This is a genomic window from Reichenbachiella carrageenanivorans, from assembly GCF_025639805.1.
Taxonomy (GTDB): Bacteria; Bacteroidota; Bacteroidia; order Cytophagales; family Cyclobacteriaceae; genus Reichenbachiella; species Reichenbachiella carrageenanivorans.
This window is the reverse complement of the sequence record NZ_CP106735.1, coordinates 4,632,562-4,648,594: the sequence shown is the minus strand read 5'-3', so window position 1 is coordinate 4,648,594 and position 16,033 is coordinate 4,632,562. Positions and strand designations below refer to the sequence as shown.

Below are 16,033 nucleotides of genomic sequence, written 5' to 3'. Positions count from 1 at the left end.
AAAACGAATTGACAATGAAAAACATTAAAAATATAATATATCTACTCGCAGTTGTAGGCTTTATAGCTACTTCATGCGATGAGGATGCGTTTTTGCACGAAGTGAACCCCAATGCGATATCAGCTGATATCTTTTGGGAAAATCAAGGAGATGCAGAGGCCGCGTTGACTACAGTATATGGAGCACTTCAGTTCTATACGATCAGTGGGGCTGGTTTGGGCTTTAGCAATTTGAGAAGCGACATGTACGCTACCAATACTTTTACCCCTTGGGTGTCATGGAATGATTTAAATATCAGCGACAATCATGCTCTTATCGGACAAATCTATGCGGAGCCTTATATCGGAATTTTTAGAGCCAATCAGTTGATCAATAACCTGCCAGATATTGATGATCCTAACTTCGATGAGGAGGACAAAAATGCAATCATGGCACAAGCAAAATTCTTGAGGGCGGTGTATTACTTCAAGACAACGAACGATTTTGGAGGTGCCGTTTTGACTACCAGTGCGTCAGGTTTGAAAGAAGACATTCATTTGCCTTTTTCTACTATACAGCAGGTCACGGATAGTGTGATTATTCCAGATTTAGAATTTGCTGTAGCAAACTTGCCTAAGAAATGGGAAGGTGAAAACTTAGGTCGTGCCACTTGGGGGGCTGCCAAAGCCATGTTAGGAAAGACGTATTTGTACAACAAGGAATTTGAAAAAGCTGCCAAAGAGTTTGAGGAGTTGCTAGCAGAGGGACTCTATTCATTGGTACCAGACCCATTGGACAATTTCAAGCAAGACACAGAGTTCAATGCAGAGTCTATTTTTGAAGTTCCCTTCAATGCAGAGTATAATGGTGGTACACCAAACAACTTGGCTTTTCAGGTAGATAATACAGCTGGAGGATCAGGCACAGAAACCGTGAACATCACTAGATTCTATGTGCCAGAAGCATTGGGAGGGTACAGAACGCTGCTTCCTACTTATTTTGCACATGAGGTGATTTTATCAGATTCTATTTCTGGATCTACGGATCACTCATCTAGAATCAACGCTTCTATTGCTCCTTCAAATTTCGAGGGATTATATTATAATAAAACGAGCGCTGATTATCCTACCAAACCGTGGTCCTTTGGCGAAACCGCTTATATCAAGAAGTACACCAATTGGAACTGGCAAGAAAATGAAGGCGGACAGGGCAGATCATCTATCAATTACCGCATGATTAGATTGGCAGATGTGTATTTGATGTACGCAGAAGCCTTATTGTCGCAGGCCACTCCAGATGTGGCTACAGCTATAGTGTATATCGACAATGTGCGCAAAAGAGCGGGCGTGGTTACACTTCATGATTATATCGATGCCAACGGCACGATACCGCAGTTGCATGTGAGTAGAGAGGCTTATGGTAGCAGACCAGAAGTGACGCCTACCGCAGCCAATGTACTGACTCACCTCAGAATGGTGGAGCGACCAATAGAGCTTTGTTTCGAAGGGTCTAGGTGGAACGACCTCGTAAGATGGGGTATTGTAAGAGAGATGCTAGATGAGCAAAAGAAGGTGGAGGATATCCGAGTGGCTCGTTTTGCTACTAATGGAGGCAGTGGAGACAATGCGGCACCACTTTTCATCAGAGGGACATTCAGACTAGACTATGTGAATAACGTGGAAGCATATAATTCAGCTACCCACGATTACTTGCCTATTCCTACTTTGGAAATTCAGTTGAACAACGGACTATAACAGAAAGCGACATGAAAAAATATATCAATAATAGAGTAGATAAACACCTCAAGCTCCTCACGTTAGGCCTGATGGTGCTCGTGGCTGGTAGTTGTGAGGAAGACATAGAACCCAAGGGAACAAACCCAAGTCACCGTGTATTTTATACCAATCAGGCTACCAATGACAATACCGTCAATGTAGGTGGCAGGATAGACTTTGCAGATGTATCTCAAGGAGTGACTTCGAGGGAATGGAGTTTTCCAGAGTCTGCAGAGCTGGAGGGAACCACCACAGATGCACAAGTATCAGCTTTTTTTACCGAAGCAGGTAGCTTTCAAGTGGGTTTGCACCAAGAGTTTAGTGACTCTGCATACGCCGAAAGAGGGGTGGATAAATTAGGAATGGTCTTGGACACGGTGCTGAATGTAACTGTTTTGCCATTGGTAGACGTGACAAAATTATCAGCCAAATTGCTGAATAGAGACGGCTCCCTCGGTGCTGATGTGAAACTCGAAAGTGAATCGCAAACTGAGATATTTGCAGGTTCTACTTTACGTTTTTCTTATGAAGCCATAGGAGATCCTACAGATATCACAGGAGTCATTGATGGGGGAGCTTTGTCTAACGCAGACGTTGTTAACCATACTTTTGATGTCAAATTTGGAGGGTTGGATACTTATGATCTGACCGTTTTCTTCAAAAGAGAACAACCAGTGAGTACAGATACTGTTGCTTATACCAACTTCATCAAAACGATCAGTTCTCCAGATCCAGTGAGTTTGATTAGTATCTATGATAAAGAAGGGAAAATAGCTGTAGAATACTCTAGAGATTTATTGTCTTCTTCAGTGAGTGCATCAGATTTTACAGCAGAAATTGCCACCAAAGCAGGGCCTGTGATCACCCCTGTCGTTTCAGGAGCGGCTTTAGACCCAGACAATGGAGCTGTAGTACTGCTTACGCTCAAAGATGACGAAGTGTACTCAGATGATGAGGTGACGGTCTCTTTCAAAGCGGGTACTTTGATGTCTGCTGATATCAAAGCGGCAGATGCTTTTACCGATCAAGATTTGGAACATCAAGGCGCTAACCTATTTGCGGATAGTAACTGGGATTATGGTTTCGAGCAAACTACTGCTGTAGATTGGGTGGATCAAGATGTTTATGGTTGGCTTGCTGCCAATGATAATTTTACGGCAGTCACCAGTACCACACAGGTGCATGAAGGGACGGTGAGTATGAAAATCACAGTAGATGCAGGCAACGGACCGACAGGTATAATGCCTAAAAATGCATCAGATGGTTCTGTGCATACTTTTACTACAGACAATGAAATCCAGGTACGTCAATCTGCATGGGTGTATGTGGAGAGTGCACCAGCTGGGGGCAACTGTCTCATGAGGTTGCGGATGGCTGCTTATCAGTTCCCATGGGGACAGCAGACACCTATGTGTGCTTTTACTGATGGGTCTGGAGGATTTGCTACTGCTTTGCCTATAGGAGAATGGGTACAGATCGAACAAATATTCACGGCTAATATCACTGCATCAGAAGGAGTGCCTACCATGATCATTTCGCCTGTCAATTCAGGAGCAACGGACTTGGTTTTCTATCTCGACGACATGGTACTAGAAGTATGGAACCCTAGACCATAAAATTGAAAACTAATATTGACTAAGCTTTCCTTTGCTTCTGACAAGCAGAGGAAAGCTTTTGGCTTAAAAGCAGGATGGAAAACAAACAACTAGAGGAGAAGTTAGGTGTATTTAGTGTGAAATATTCAATGAGATAAATTCGTGCTGATTGAAGATAAAAGGCATTTATATATCTAACGTGCTTTGATGTTTATTTGAAAAATTAAAAATAGGACAGCTTAACCATTTCAAATATTGGACAGAATAGGTTTAAAAAAAGAAAGAGATGAGGGAAATTAGTTTTGTGATAATACTGACCCTACTTCAGGGCTATAGCCTACAGGCTCAAAAGCCAGAGGCACATACAGATATGGCGTGGGATTACCTGAGTGATTACTCAGATGAATTCAATACGGGTACATTGGATGCTGCCAAATGGAACAACAATGTAGGCGACTGGGGTACGTGGTCCTGGGAACCAGAAAATGCCTATGTTAAAGACACCGTCTTGGCCTTGCAGATGAAGCATGACCCTCACCAGCGAGGAGGGGTCAACTATTATTTTACATCAGGCATCGTTCAAATCACTAAAAAAATCACCTACGGGTATTTCGAAGCCAAAATAAAAGCCTGTCAAAACTGGCCTGGAGAAGCACCCGCCTTTTGGCTTTATAGCCAAGGAGAGCCTACCCCCACAGAGGAAGGGGGTGTCCAGTATAGTGAAATTGATGCAGTAGAAATATTCCAAATTGTAGGAGAACTCAAAACGATTGAGATGAACCTACATACCAGAATTATTAAGGATGGGGAATTAACTTGGATTCGTCCTGGACAAGGGTATGAGGAGATGACTAGAAATACCTGGGAAGCGCCATGGGATCCAAGAGACGATTATCATACCTATGGGGTAATGAACCGAAAGGATTCTATTATCTGGTATGTAGATGGTGTAGAACGTGGCCGAAAAGCCAACCTTTACTGGCATTTGCCAATGAATGTCACGGTGTCTATGGGTTTGAGAAACCCATACGAAAAGTATATTAATGGCGTCAGAACAGTGATAGAGACACCAACGAGCCCAGTAGGATTTCCTACAGAGATGTATTGTGACTACGTGAGGGTATGGGAGGCTCCTGCGCAGATAGTAGTCGATAGAGACAAAATTGCCAAGAAGGAGTACTCACCTAGTTTTCCTATCATATTTGATTATGCCTATGATGCAGGCAGCGGCTATGAGATCCCTTCTGATGCAGAAGGACTGGTGCTGAGACTCCAGCAGCAAGATGCTAGTGGAGCCATGATCAAAGAATACAAAACGATAGATGCCAGCATTGCAGGCAGAGTAGCAGGGGAGTCGTCGGTCACGTTGGCATTACCAGATGATATCTTGCTTACCAGTAAGCTGCCAAGTGGGCACAGCTATGTGCTGCTTGCAGAGACCACGAGTACCATCGGGGGCGGTACTACCGTGACCATGGAGGAGATCAAAGATATCAATGTGACGGATCTTGTATTGGATGTGTCTGGCGAGCCGAGTACAGGATTAGCTGTTTTTCCTAACCCTGCTACGAATCAACTTTCCATTAGAGGGGAGATAGCACCAGACGCTCAGTTTGTAGTGTACAACTTGCTAGGCGTAGAGCAGGTCAGGGCAAAGCTGCCTCGTCAGGCAAAAAATGGAGTCAGCACCATCGATATCAGCCCGCTTCATGCAGGGGTTTATTTGCTCGTAGTCAAGTCTAGTGATCATTCTTCTGTCATTCGTTTTGCTAAAAACTAGATTTGTAGAAGAGGGTTAAAAATATTTTCGTTCATATACTTAGTGTGTAAAGTCGCTCAACGTTCCCTGTGTTGAGCGACTTTTTTTAGTTAGCTTCTTTTGCAGAATAAGGGACGTTTTAGCAGCCGATAAAAAAGCTCAAAACAACCTAATTTCCTCAGCTTTTTGAATTGCTTTCCCCTTATTGTTACGGGTAGATACACGTTATGTATTGATGGATACACTACTTTTCCTGTTCTTTTATTTATTGCACGAACACGATATGGAGGGACGCTTGTAAATACTTCATATGGTGTTAGTCAAACACATTTACATTAAAAATTGAACTTATGAAGTTGCAAAAAATAACTCTTTCCTTACTTATACTATTGGTAGTAGCTACGTCTACTTGGGCACAAACCAACCTGTTAGATACGGACTATTATTCCTTCGAAGGAGATCAAAAGTGGTTTGTGCAGCACCGTGATTTTTGGTCTGTTTCCGACGAGAAATCAGCAACAGGAGAGCGGTCGCTTAAATTTAGCTGTGAGGATTTTAGTAAAGCGACTGGCAATTCGGTATCTGTCCAAGGTGTTTCGGGAAAACCAAGCCCTGAATTTATCCAAGTGAAGTTGAAGCCCGGCAAGTACAACATGACTCTCAAGGTATGGTTGGAAGAAAAAGCACCAGTAGGGTTTGGAACCAATTTAGCCAAGCCATTTACACCGATTAAGTGGTCGTTTAAAGGACTAGAAAAATCGAAATGGGTAACACTGAGCCAAGAGATTGAAATCAAAGAGAATACAGCGACTAAGATGGTTATTACAGTATCATCCAATCCTAAATGGGGAGGTGCAGGAACCTTTTATGTTGATGATATAGCCCTCTCAAAGGTGCAATGACTTTGCCCTCAGGGCGAATTGAACGCTACAGTTACTCCTTCTAATCGTTTTTGATACTAAAACAGGCCTCGTATGCATTTAATAAAATCGAATCTGTATTTATTCTTAATCATCTTCAGTGTGGCATGTTCTAACAAGAAAACATCCCATACCACTACGGCTGACCTTGCCAGGCCTAATATTATCCTGTTTGTAGCAGATGATCATGGTACGGACGCCATAGGTGCCTATGGCAATGCAGTAATAAAAACACCTAATATGGATCGACTAGCCAGAGAAGGTGTTCGTTTCGATCGAGCCTATTGTACCAGTGCCAGTTGTGCGGCAAGTAGGTCGGTGATTCTTACGGGTTTGTATGGGCATGCATCTGGATCTTATGGCCATACGCACGACTATCATCATTTTAGTACTTTCGATCAGGTGCAGTCTTTGCCAGTCATGCTACAGGTGGCAGGCTACCAGACTGCACGAATTGGTAAATATCACTTGGCGCCAGAGTCGGTATATCGATTTGGGACGGTGTTGGAAGAAGATGAAAGGAGTGCAGTAGCTATGGCAGAAAAATGCAAAAGTGTAATTAGTGGTGAAGATCCTTTTTTCCTCTATTTCTGTACGGGCGATCCGCATAGAGGCAACCCGTTCACTCCTGACGTATGGAGTGATCCTAATAATTTCGGAAACAGAAGCGAGGGGTATCCAGGTGTTTTGGAAGAAGTATATAGTCCTGATGAGGTTATTGTACCACCTTTTTTGCCAGATACCAAAGAGTCTCGTGCAGAGCTTGCACAATACTACCAGAGCGTCTCCAGAATCGATCAAGGGCTAGGCAAACTCATGCAATTGCTTGAGGAGGAAGGCAAAGCAGATGATACCATCATCATTTACATCTCCGATAATGGAATCGCCTTTCCTGGCGCCAAAACCACCCTATATGAGCCTGGTATCAAGTTGCCGTGTATAGTCAAAGACCCTACTAGATCTCAAAAAGGGATCGTAAATCAGTCGATGATTTCTTGGGTAGACCTGACGCCAACTATCTTGGATATGGCTAAGGTAGAATATGACAAAGAACAGTTTCATGGCCGATCTTTCGATAAAATTTTGACGAAAGAAAAAGATGAAATGAAACGAAATATATACGCTTCGCATACTTTTCATGAAATCACGATGTACTATCCGATGCGTGCAGTTCGCAGTGGAGATTACAAATTGATCTGGAATGCGACCTATCAGTTGCCATATCCTTTTGCTTCTGATCTGTGGGCCTCGTCTACTTGGCAGGGAATCTATAGAGAGGATGTTAAGTTTTTTGGAAAGCGAACTGTAGATGACTATCTGCATCGTGCCGAATTCGAGTTGTACGATCTGGCCTCAGATCCAGATGAAGTAAATAACCTAGCATTAAGCGAAGTACATGCGACGCTATTGGAAGAGATGAAGACAAAATTGAAAGACTTTCAAAGGAAAACAAAAGACCCTTGGTATATCTTATGGGACCATGATCCTCTGATGCAAGGAACAGGAGTAAAGCTTTGAAAAACTACAAGTGAGCAAACGCAAAGAGTACGCTTGGATACATAGATTTTACCATCGCATACATTCCAAGCAGGGTGAAGGCCTAATTTTCCTTTGATATTTAAAACTACTATGGATACTAAACAAATACTTACAGTACTGGTCATGTCCTGTTTTTACAGTACTGGTCATGTCGCTTATTCACAATCACAAGCGATAGATTTCGAAACTAGCAACCAGTGGAGCATTGACCAATCGCTATGGGCAGTTACCACTGAAAAAGCATCTAGTGGGACTCGCAGTCTGAAATTGAGCATCACCGAAGATCAACTGAAAAAAAGCCCTGCGTTGATCAGTATAGAAACAGATCATACAATACAAAAAGTACGGACTGCCAAGTGGAACAAGGAGACGGTGGTGATTGGTGCGAGTTATGAAGGCGCACTATTGGCTATTTCTCAAGATGGGTTTATCCAATGGAAAAACAAGCTGTCAGGCTTTATGATTCATGATATTTGGTGTGCGGACGTAACTGGAGATGGAAACGATGAGGTGATTGTAGCCAATGCCGATGGAACGATATACTGTCTTGATTCTCGAGGTTTGGTATTGTGGACATTTCAGCCGAGTGAAGTACCGATGTACGCCGTTACTGTAGTGCATAAAAACGACGAGACTTATGTGGTTTGTGGCGGATTTGACCTTAACATCTATTATTTGTCTGCTCAAGGGGAACCATTGAAAAATATCGCGTCGTCTACCTATAGCATAGAAAAGCCTTGGGGCAAAGACTACCTTCCACCAAAAAACTTGCACTTCGCAAATTTTCTGCGTCCCATGCTGAAAGCTGATGGTACAGAAATGCTCGTCGTACATGGTAGTCAAAACAACATGCAGGGTAGTGGATCCATCTATTTATTCGATGTGATGGCCGATTTGCCATTCACGAAAGTGGCAGTCAAAGCAAAAACACCTTTAGGCGAATTTAGAATCTCGGATGCCGATGGTAATGGTCGTCAGGAAATAGTGATGGGCTTTTCTGGGCATCAAAACTCAACCCATGCTGTACGTCTCGATCTGACTTCGGGTATGACTAAAGACGATTGGGAAGAATATGATATCAAGGGTTTAGGCTTTGGGTATTCTGTTCTCCAACCTGAGCTGATCAAAGACGGAGGAAAGGATAAATATTTATTCTTGGTTGGAAATCACATCGTACTAGTCAATGCTGATTTTTCTGATACCGGAGAGGAAAAACTCGAGAGCCAATATGCCTACAACGATATGTGGAAAGACAATAGCAAGATCATCTTGGCTAGTGCGCAAAGCGGAGGAAGCAATATTCATATCCTAGATACCAGTCATCCTGATTGGAAAGAGGCATATATCAATCTTAATCCTTCGGGGAAAATTCAGAAAATTATAAATAATACAGCCACTTATCGAAACCATTTGGCAGCCTATACTAAACCTGCTAGCGAAAGAGAACCGCTGCCTGTATACCTCATGACCGAAGATACCGATAATGGTCTAGCCAAAGAGGTAGCCAACAACATCAGAGCCAATTATACTTCTCCCATATTTTTAGGAGGATCGCATATGGGACAGGCCGAAAACTGGGACAGATCTACAATGGCTAATGAAAAGTATAAGAATAGAAGAGACGCCAGAAGAAGCTATATATATACCCAGCAGCAAGCTATTGATCATATTACGGCTTGGTACGCTGGCGAACCAGGTATTGCATACTGGGGTGGTCATGGCAACGACCCATACATGTTTCAACGATCTACCACCGAGCAAATTATAGATTTTGCTGGGGGCAAAAAAACGATCTTGATCTACCCCGAATTAGAAGACCATTCTGCAGATTTTGCATGGGTAATGGATGACTTATTTTATCCATTGGCAGACTATGCAAGTACTCGAAATACTAATATTTTCGTTCGAACGAAACACAATTTCTGGCAAGCAAATATATACTTGCCCATGTGGGAGCAAGTTTTGGACGGTTCATATTCACAGGTATTTGTACCCTCTATGGAAGAAACCTCCGACAAGGCGATGGATATCAGTGTAGCAGGACGGGTAGGTGTTTGGGCTAGTGGAGCTTTCGATAGTTGGGGTACGCGCAGTGTGCCAGACAATCCTAGTTTTGATCGTTCACGACAGTTTAGTCATCAGAGATTGCCCAACCATTTTATGAGGCACATTGTTTACCATTTGTCTTATGGAGCCCAGTATATCAACAACTTCTCGGTGGATCAAGATTACATGAGTTTTATATGGGAGCTTTTGGCCAAAGGCGCTTTGTATGTACCTAAGTCTGAAGAAATCGTAAGTTTCTCTCCCGTTCATTTGGGTATGCGATCACCAGACGAACATTATCTCAATGAAGGCAGTAGCCTAAAGTGGTCTACTTTCTACAATGAGGAGTTTGAAGCAGAAAACAAATTTGTCTTTAGTAGACAAAATGCCACATGGATGGCTGCCAAAGTAAACGATTGGGACTTTTCTAGCTTTGCTTCTGGGGTGAAGGATCGCAGGCAAAATTTCCTTCCCAATTATCCCAACGGCTTAGTACTGATCACTCCTCCACAAGAAGGGGTATATGCTAAAACAGGCGTGTCAAGGGGTGCACTTACAGATCACCTACACCCGTTATATAAGAACATTACCAAAGAATATGTAACCGACGGCAGACATTATTATTCTTCTACGGGCGAGCAATACGACGCGGGTACACATGCCGCACAGGTCAAACAAGACATTATTGATGGAGCTACCAAAATACCCGTTACCGTGACAGGGGATGTAGCATGGGTGGTCGCTCAGACTTCTCCTAAGCACTTGCGCCTCACCATCATCGACAATGGTTATCTAAATCCAGATGACAGACAGGCCGTGGTTACTTTCAATACGATCACTCCTGTGAAAATGAAGGATATCCTAGACGGCACTTCTTATAATATAAACGATCCTAGTGAGGTGAAAGTAGAAGTGCCATGCGGGTTGTTTCGTTTTATTGATATTGAATTGAGTAGTGAATTATAAGTATGAAAATGAATAAATGGAAATCGGTTTTGTGCCTCTGGATGATTACGATTCTAGTAGTAGCATGTTCGCCAGCAGCACTCACCACCAGTGAGGTAAGTACATCCACTAGACCCAATATTCTATGGATTTTTTCAGAAGACCTGTCACCATTTATGGGCTGCTATGGCGACACGATCAATGAAGGACATACGCCAGTGATAGACCAATTGGCTTCAGAGGGCGTTTTGTTTACCAAAGCATATGCTACTGCTCCTGTTTGCTCAGCTAGCCGATCGGCCATCATCACGGGGATGATGCAGACTACCACAGGCACACACAACCATCGGTCGAGCAGAACCGTAGATGGGCAAATCGTGCCAGAGGAATTACGGATTTACTTGGCAGACAGCATCAAGACACTGCCCGAATTGATGCAGGAAGCAGGTTACTTTACCTTCAATAGTGGCAAAGACGATTATAATTTTCACTACGACCGAGGGGCATTATATAATGTGGGCAATGCTCCAGATTATCAACCTGGAATGAATGGCTGGCAGGGCAATAAAGCAGCACATAGTTTGTCGATAACTGAGGACACATGGGGGGCGCGCCCAGACAAAAATCAACCATGGTTTGGTCAGATAGAAATCATGGGAGGCAAGGCTGGAGCTAAACATGTTAGAGAGGGAGAGTTGTTAGATACCTATGATGTGCCACTGCCTCCGTATTTTCCAGATGTATTGTCTCAGCGGAAAGCTTGGACGGATCATTACAATGCCAATAGAGGGGCAGATGCCAGAGTAGAAGCTATACTTGCGCAACTAGCTTCCGATGGAGAAATGGACAATACCATTGTGTTTTTCTTCTCAGATCATGGAAGCAATACTTCTTTGAGACACAAGCAGTTTTGCTACGAAGGAGGCATGCTCGTGCCGCTAATGATCAAAGGCAATCACCCCAGTCTACAAGCAGGAACGATCAGAAATGAGCTGGTTTCGTTGCTCGATGTCACGGCGACCACATTGGCCATGGGGGGGATAGAGTTACCCGATTATCTCGATGGTCAGGATCTTTTTGATAAAACATATGAAGCCCCTGAGTATGTGTTTGGAGCCAGAGATAGGTGTGACTATACCATCGATAGGATCAGAACGGTGCGGTCGGAGCAGTATCGCTATATCCGCAATTATTTCCCAGAGCGTCCTATGATGCAGCCAGGTTATCGTGACAATAAGCCCATAGTGAAAGACATGAAGCGCCTATATGAAGAGGGAAAACTTACGACCTATCAGGCAGCGCATTGGTTTGGCCAAAGGCCAGAGGAGGAACTGTACGATTTGTCTGCGGATCCTCATCAGATGAATAATTTGGCACTAGATGCCAAGTATAGCGACGCGCTCATCAAACACCGACAGGTGCTGGAGCAGTGGATAGTAGATACTGGCGATCAAGGCCAATACCCCGAAGCAGTCGCCCAACTAAAAGCGACCTACGACCTGTGGAAAGATCGCCCAAGATTTCGTGATGCAAAAGTCAATTCAGAATATGATCAATTCAGACAAAAAGACAAAAAAGAGTAAACGAAACCTGTCCAGCCTGTTACTAGGTATTGGTTTGGTTCTTTCTTTGCCTACTAAGGCTGACGGTAATGAATTTACTGTGGCAGCAGTAGATCAATTGGAAGAGGCTCCTACGTTGAATTATATCCAGACCCAAGATTTTGTTGAGATGGATTTGAGGCGAGGAGTGTATCAAGTGACCTTACAGGTGTTTAAAACCACGGGGACTACTATTTCAAAAATTCAAACTTATTTGACCGACCCCTGGGTGACAGTACCATGGGATATTTCTAACAGTGCTACCAATCAATGGATAAAACTCACTGCCAAAGTGAACATCTACAGTTCGGTGTCATATTCCAAACTCAGGTTTCAAACGTCTGATCATGTCAGTACAGGTGGAGGTACGGGAGCCGTTTATGTAGATGATTTAACATTTACTTTTTTGGAAGAAATTCCAGAGGAAGAGGATAAACCCGTATTGGAGATTGATCCAGAGACTGTTATTCAGGTTTTTCCTAATCCTGTTTCTGCTACCATGACCGTGCTGATGCCAGCATCAGGTACGATAAGCATGACAAGTCTGGATGGGAGAGTAATCGCTCATTTCGCTAATATTTCAGAACTAAAATATTCTACCGCCCATTTGCAAACGGGAGTATATTTGATGCATATTCAAATCAATGGTACGACTACGGTCAAAAAAGTAATCATAGAGTAGATTGGCTTGCGCCAAATTCAAAAAATAATTCGTTATGAAAATGTATATCCATGCCATCAAAGAGCTCATATTCAGCTTGTCTATAGTCGTAGTTTTGGGGCTTGTAGGCTGTAGTCGCCCAGATTCTGAGCAAAAATCGCAGACCAACACACCCCCTAATATCATATGGCTAATGTCTGAAGACATCAGTGTGGATCTAGAGTGCTATGGCATGCCCGCAGTCAAAACACCATATTTAAACAAAATGGCTGCTCAAGGTGTCAAATTCCAAAACTGCTTTGTCACTAATTCGATCTGTTCGCCTAGCCGCTCGGCCATGTTAGTAGGTGTCCACCAAAACAAAATAAACGCCCAACACCACAGGAGCAATAGGCAAGTGCCCCTTGCAGAAGGATATTATCCATTTACCTATCACCTTCGAAAGGCTGGCTATACCACTATTTTGGGGCATCATGGGGTGATGGGTAAGGGAAGAAAAATAGATGTCAACTTCAAGCACGAACCACTCGGGGACTGGGACGGTCAGACAAAATTTGGTCTCTTTGATAAGTACGATACATTCACTGTAGCTGATCAACCATTTTTTGCACAGATTCAATTGAAGGTGACGCACCGTGGAGATTGGTGGGACGAGATTCGCAATCAATCAGCACATCCTGTAAATCCTGATTCGGTAGAATTGCCTCCGTATATGGCAGATCATCCGGTCATTAGATTGGACTGGGCCAAGTACCTCGACCAATTGGAATATATGGATGCAGAAGTGGGGATGATATTCAAAGAATTGGAAGAAAAAGGGCTGGCCGACAATACTATCGTCATTTTTGTAGGCGACAACGGCCGGTGCAACATTCGAGGCAAAGGGTATCTGCACGACCCAGGGTTGCGTATTCCTCTACTGGTCTATGACCCCAACGGGCTGAGCGGGCAAGTGCGAGATGATGTGATCAGTGCGACCGACATCACTGCTACAGTCTTGTCGTATGCGGGAGTGGACATCCCTGATTATATGACAGGCAGACCCATATTTGATGAAAAATTCGAAAGAAGTACAGTCTATAGTGCGCGCGATTTATGGGACGAAGTAGAAGAGCAATCTAGGTCTGTCACCACCCAGAAATGGAAATATATCAGAAATGACAAGCCAGAAGTACCTTTCGATGCACATCAGGGGTATTTAGAGTTTTATCGACCAGCTGTACATGTGATGCGTACGTTGAAAACAGAGGGAAAACTCAACGCAAGTCAGTCGTTCTTTTTTCAAGATGAAAAACCTACCGAAGAGCTGTATGACCTAGAAAAAGACCCTTATGAGGAGCATAACCTAGCACTAAATCCAGAGTATACCACCATCGTGGCCAATTTGCGTAACGAGCTAGGCGCATACGAAGAAGCGTACGCGCCCATAAGTCAGGTCTACGAACCCATAACCCCCAATGCAGTAGAGCTACTCGAATGGGTGAAAAAGGAAAAACCAGCGCTTTATCAGCAAATGCAAGAAGGTGTGGAAATTGGCTTTCAAGCATTATCTAAAGCATATAAGCAGGCTGCGACTAAGAAGTAGTATTTGACGTATCATTGAATTTTTTTGAAGTTTTGATGAAGTAGTATAAAAAACGGCTTCAATTCCGATTCCTTGTTTCTTTGTTGATATACTGAAAGTGTGTAATCTACTTTTCTAATCAACTATAAAAGAAACGAATGTATTTAATAGGATATGACATAGGGAGCTCGTCGATCAAGGCTGCGCTAGTGGAGGCTTCGACGGGCAAGACTTTGTCTATTAAACAATATCCGGAATCTGAGATGGAAATCATCTCTAAGCAAACTGGTTGGGCCGAACAGCAACCAGAAGTATGGTGGGATAATGTGAAAATAGCCACCGAACGGTTGCTCGAAGAAACCAAAGTAAATCCAGCAGATATCAAAAGCATCGGCATCTCTTACCAGATGCATGGCATGGTACTGGTCGACAAAGATTATCAGGTCTTGCGCCCGTCGATCATCTGGTGCGACAGTCGAGCGGTAGAGGTTGGCAATCGGGCCTTTGAGGAAATAGGTGCAGAGAAGTGCTTGACGCATTTGCTCAACTCCCCAGGCAATTTTACCGCTTCGAAAGTGAAGTGGGTCAAAGATCATGAACCTGAAGTGTATGCACGCATTCACAAAATGCTATTGCCAGGTGACTTTATTGCACTCAGAATGACGGATCGTGCCTGTACGACCGTATCTGGCTTGTCGGAAGCCATGCTTTGGGATTTCAAAAACGAAAATGTAGCCAGTTTTTTATTGGAGAATTATGGTATTAACGAAAGTCTGATTCCAGAGATCGTGAATACTGTGGGAGATCAAGGGACTTTGACTCAGGCGGCTGCGGATTTTTTAGGCTTGGCAGTAGGCACTCAGGTGAGCTATCGAGCAGGCGATCAGCCCAACAATGCCATGTCTCTCAACGTGCTTAATCCTGGCGAAATTGCAGCCACAGGAGGCACTTCTGGCGTGGTGTACGGTATTGTGGACAAGCCGCAAGTAGACCCAAAAACACGCGTCAATCCTTTCATACACGTCAATCACACCAGTTCAGATCCTCGCATAGGTATTCTGCTTTGTGTGAATGGAGCAGGTATCCAATACAGCTGGATGAAGCAGATGCTGGCCAGTGAAGGTACGACGTACGAAGAAATAGAACGTCTAGCAGCCACTGCACCAGTCAATTCGGATGGGCTCAGGGTTATCCCCTTTGGCAATGGAGCAGAAAGAATCCTAGAAAATGAAAATGTAGGATCGCAGGTGATCAATTTACATTTCAATACGCACAAAAAGGCGCATTTGTACCGAGCAGCCTTAGAAGGCATTGCTTATTCTTTTATCTACGGCGTAGAGATCATGCAGCACATCGGTATGGAGGTCAGCGTGATCAAAGTAGGCAACGATAACTTGTTTCAGTCGGCTATTTTTTCCAATACCATTTCTAATGTATTGGGGTGTAAGATCGAAATGCTCGATGCTACTGGGGCAGTAGGTGCAGCCAAGGCTTCGGGTGTCGGTATTGGTTTTTACCAATCGCTCGGCGAAGCCTTTGAAAAAGTAGTACCTGTAAAAGTGTATGAAAATGGGCAAGACAGGGCAGCGTATCAGGCTGGGTACAAACTTTGGAAAACAGATTTAGAAAAAATATTAGCTAAAAATTAA

The 16,033-nt window shown here is 43.6% G+C and carries 10 protein-coding genes; all 10 read left to right on the top strand.

What is annotated here, in order from left to right:
• The first annotated feature begins 14 nt into the window (after nt 1-14).
• The 10 genes from N7E81_RS18655 (at nt 15) to N7E81_RS18610 (ending at nt 16,033) form a co-directional block, all read left to right on the top strand.
• On the top strand, nt 15-1,733 hold the full coding sequence (locus N7E81_RS18655; protein ID WP_263051119.1) for a RagB/SusD family nutrient uptake outer membrane protein: 1,719 nt from the start codon (nt 15-17) through the stop codon (nt 1,731-1,733).
• Nucleotides 1,734-1,744: 11 nt separating this feature from the next.
• The gene (locus tag N7E81_RS18650) at nt 1,745-3,370 is read left to right on the top strand and encodes a hypothetical protein (RefSeq protein WP_263051118.1); all 1,626 of its coding nucleotides are present in this window, start codon (nt 1,745-1,747) and stop codon (nt 3,368-3,370) included.
• Between the two features lie 265 nt (nt 3,371-3,635).
• A complete protein-coding gene (locus tag N7E81_RS18645; RefSeq protein WP_263051117.1) occupies nt 3,636-5,129 on the top strand; it encodes a family 16 glycosylhydrolase in 1,494 nt (497 codons plus the stop codon).
• Between the two features lie 329 nt (nt 5,130-5,458).
• Complete coding sequence (locus N7E81_RS18640; RefSeq protein ID WP_263051116.1) at nt 5,459-6,010, top strand: hypothetical protein; 552 nt, start codon at nt 5,459-5,461, stop codon at nt 6,008-6,010.
• Between the two features lie 72 nt (nt 6,011-6,082).
• Nucleotides 6,083-7,546 (top strand): sulfatase family protein, encoded by a 1,464-nt coding sequence (locus tag N7E81_RS18635; RefSeq protein WP_263051115.1) that lies wholly within the window; start codon nt 6,083-6,085, stop codon nt 7,544-7,546.
• A gap of 111 nt (nt 7,547-7,657) precedes the next feature.
• Nucleotides 7,658-10,579 carry a hypothetical protein gene (locus N7E81_RS18630; protein WP_263051114.1) on the top strand — a complete coding sequence of 974 codons (2,922 nt, stop codon included), beginning with the start codon at nt 7,658-7,660 and terminating at the stop codon, nt 10,577-10,579.
• A gap of 8 nt (nt 10,580-10,587) precedes the next feature.
• Nucleotides 10,588-12,141, top strand: a complete 1,554-nt coding sequence (locus tag N7E81_RS18625; RefSeq protein WP_263051113.1) for a sulfatase family protein — start codon at nt 10,588-10,590, stop codon at nt 12,139-12,141.
• Entirely contained in the window at nt 12,107-12,841 is a 735-nt protein-coding gene (locus tag N7E81_RS18620) for a T9SS type A sorting domain-containing protein (RefSeq protein ID WP_263051112.1), read from the top strand. The genes N7E81_RS18625 and N7E81_RS18620 overlap by 35 nt, the downstream gene beginning before the upstream one ends.
• Nucleotides 12,842-12,875: 34 nt before the next feature.
• Nucleotides 12,876-14,405 (top strand): sulfatase family protein, encoded by a 1,530-nt coding sequence (locus N7E81_RS18615; protein WP_263051111.1) that lies wholly within the window; start codon nt 12,876-12,878, stop codon nt 14,403-14,405.
• A 137-nt stretch (nt 14,406-14,542) separates the two neighbouring features.
• The gene (locus tag N7E81_RS18610) at nt 14,543-16,033 is read left to right on the top strand and encodes a xylulokinase (RefSeq protein WP_263051110.1); all 1,491 of its coding nucleotides are present in this window, start codon (nt 14,543-14,545) and stop codon (nt 16,031-16,033) included.

What these genes read in the sequence shown, in the direction of transcription:
- N7E81_RS18655 (WP_263051119.1), top strand. Translation starts at nt 15, where the DNA reads ATGAAAAACATTAAAAATATAATATATCTACTCGCAGTTGTAGGCTTT.
- N7E81_RS18650 (WP_263051118.1), top strand. Translation starts at nt 1,745, where the DNA reads ATGAAAAAATATATCAATAATAGAGTAGATAAACACCTCAAGCTCCTC.
- N7E81_RS18645 (WP_263051117.1), top strand. Translation starts at nt 3,636, where the DNA reads ATGAGGGAAATTAGTTTTGTGATAATACTGACCCTACTTCAGGGCTAT.
- N7E81_RS18640 (WP_263051116.1), top strand. Translation starts at nt 5,459, where the DNA reads ATGAAGTTGCAAAAAATAACTCTTTCCTTACTTATACTATTGGTAGTA.
- N7E81_RS18635 (WP_263051115.1), top strand. Translation starts at nt 6,083, where the DNA reads ATGCATTTAATAAAATCGAATCTGTATTTATTCTTAATCATCTTCAGT.
- N7E81_RS18630 (WP_263051114.1), top strand. Translation starts at nt 7,658, where the DNA reads ATGGATACTAAACAAATACTTACAGTACTGGTCATGTCCTGTTTTTAC.
- N7E81_RS18625 (WP_263051113.1), top strand. Translation starts at nt 10,588, where the DNA reads ATGAATAAATGGAAATCGGTTTTGTGCCTCTGGATGATTACGATTCTA.
- N7E81_RS18620 (WP_263051112.1), top strand. Translation starts at nt 12,107, where the DNA reads ATGATCAATTCAGACAAAAAGACAAAAAAGAGTAAACGAAACCTGTCC.
- N7E81_RS18615 (WP_263051111.1), top strand. Translation starts at nt 12,876, where the DNA reads ATGAAAATGTATATCCATGCCATCAAAGAGCTCATATTCAGCTTGTCT.
- N7E81_RS18610 (WP_263051110.1), top strand. Translation starts at nt 14,543, where the DNA reads ATGTATTTAATAGGATATGACATAGGGAGCTCGTCGATCAAGGCTGCG.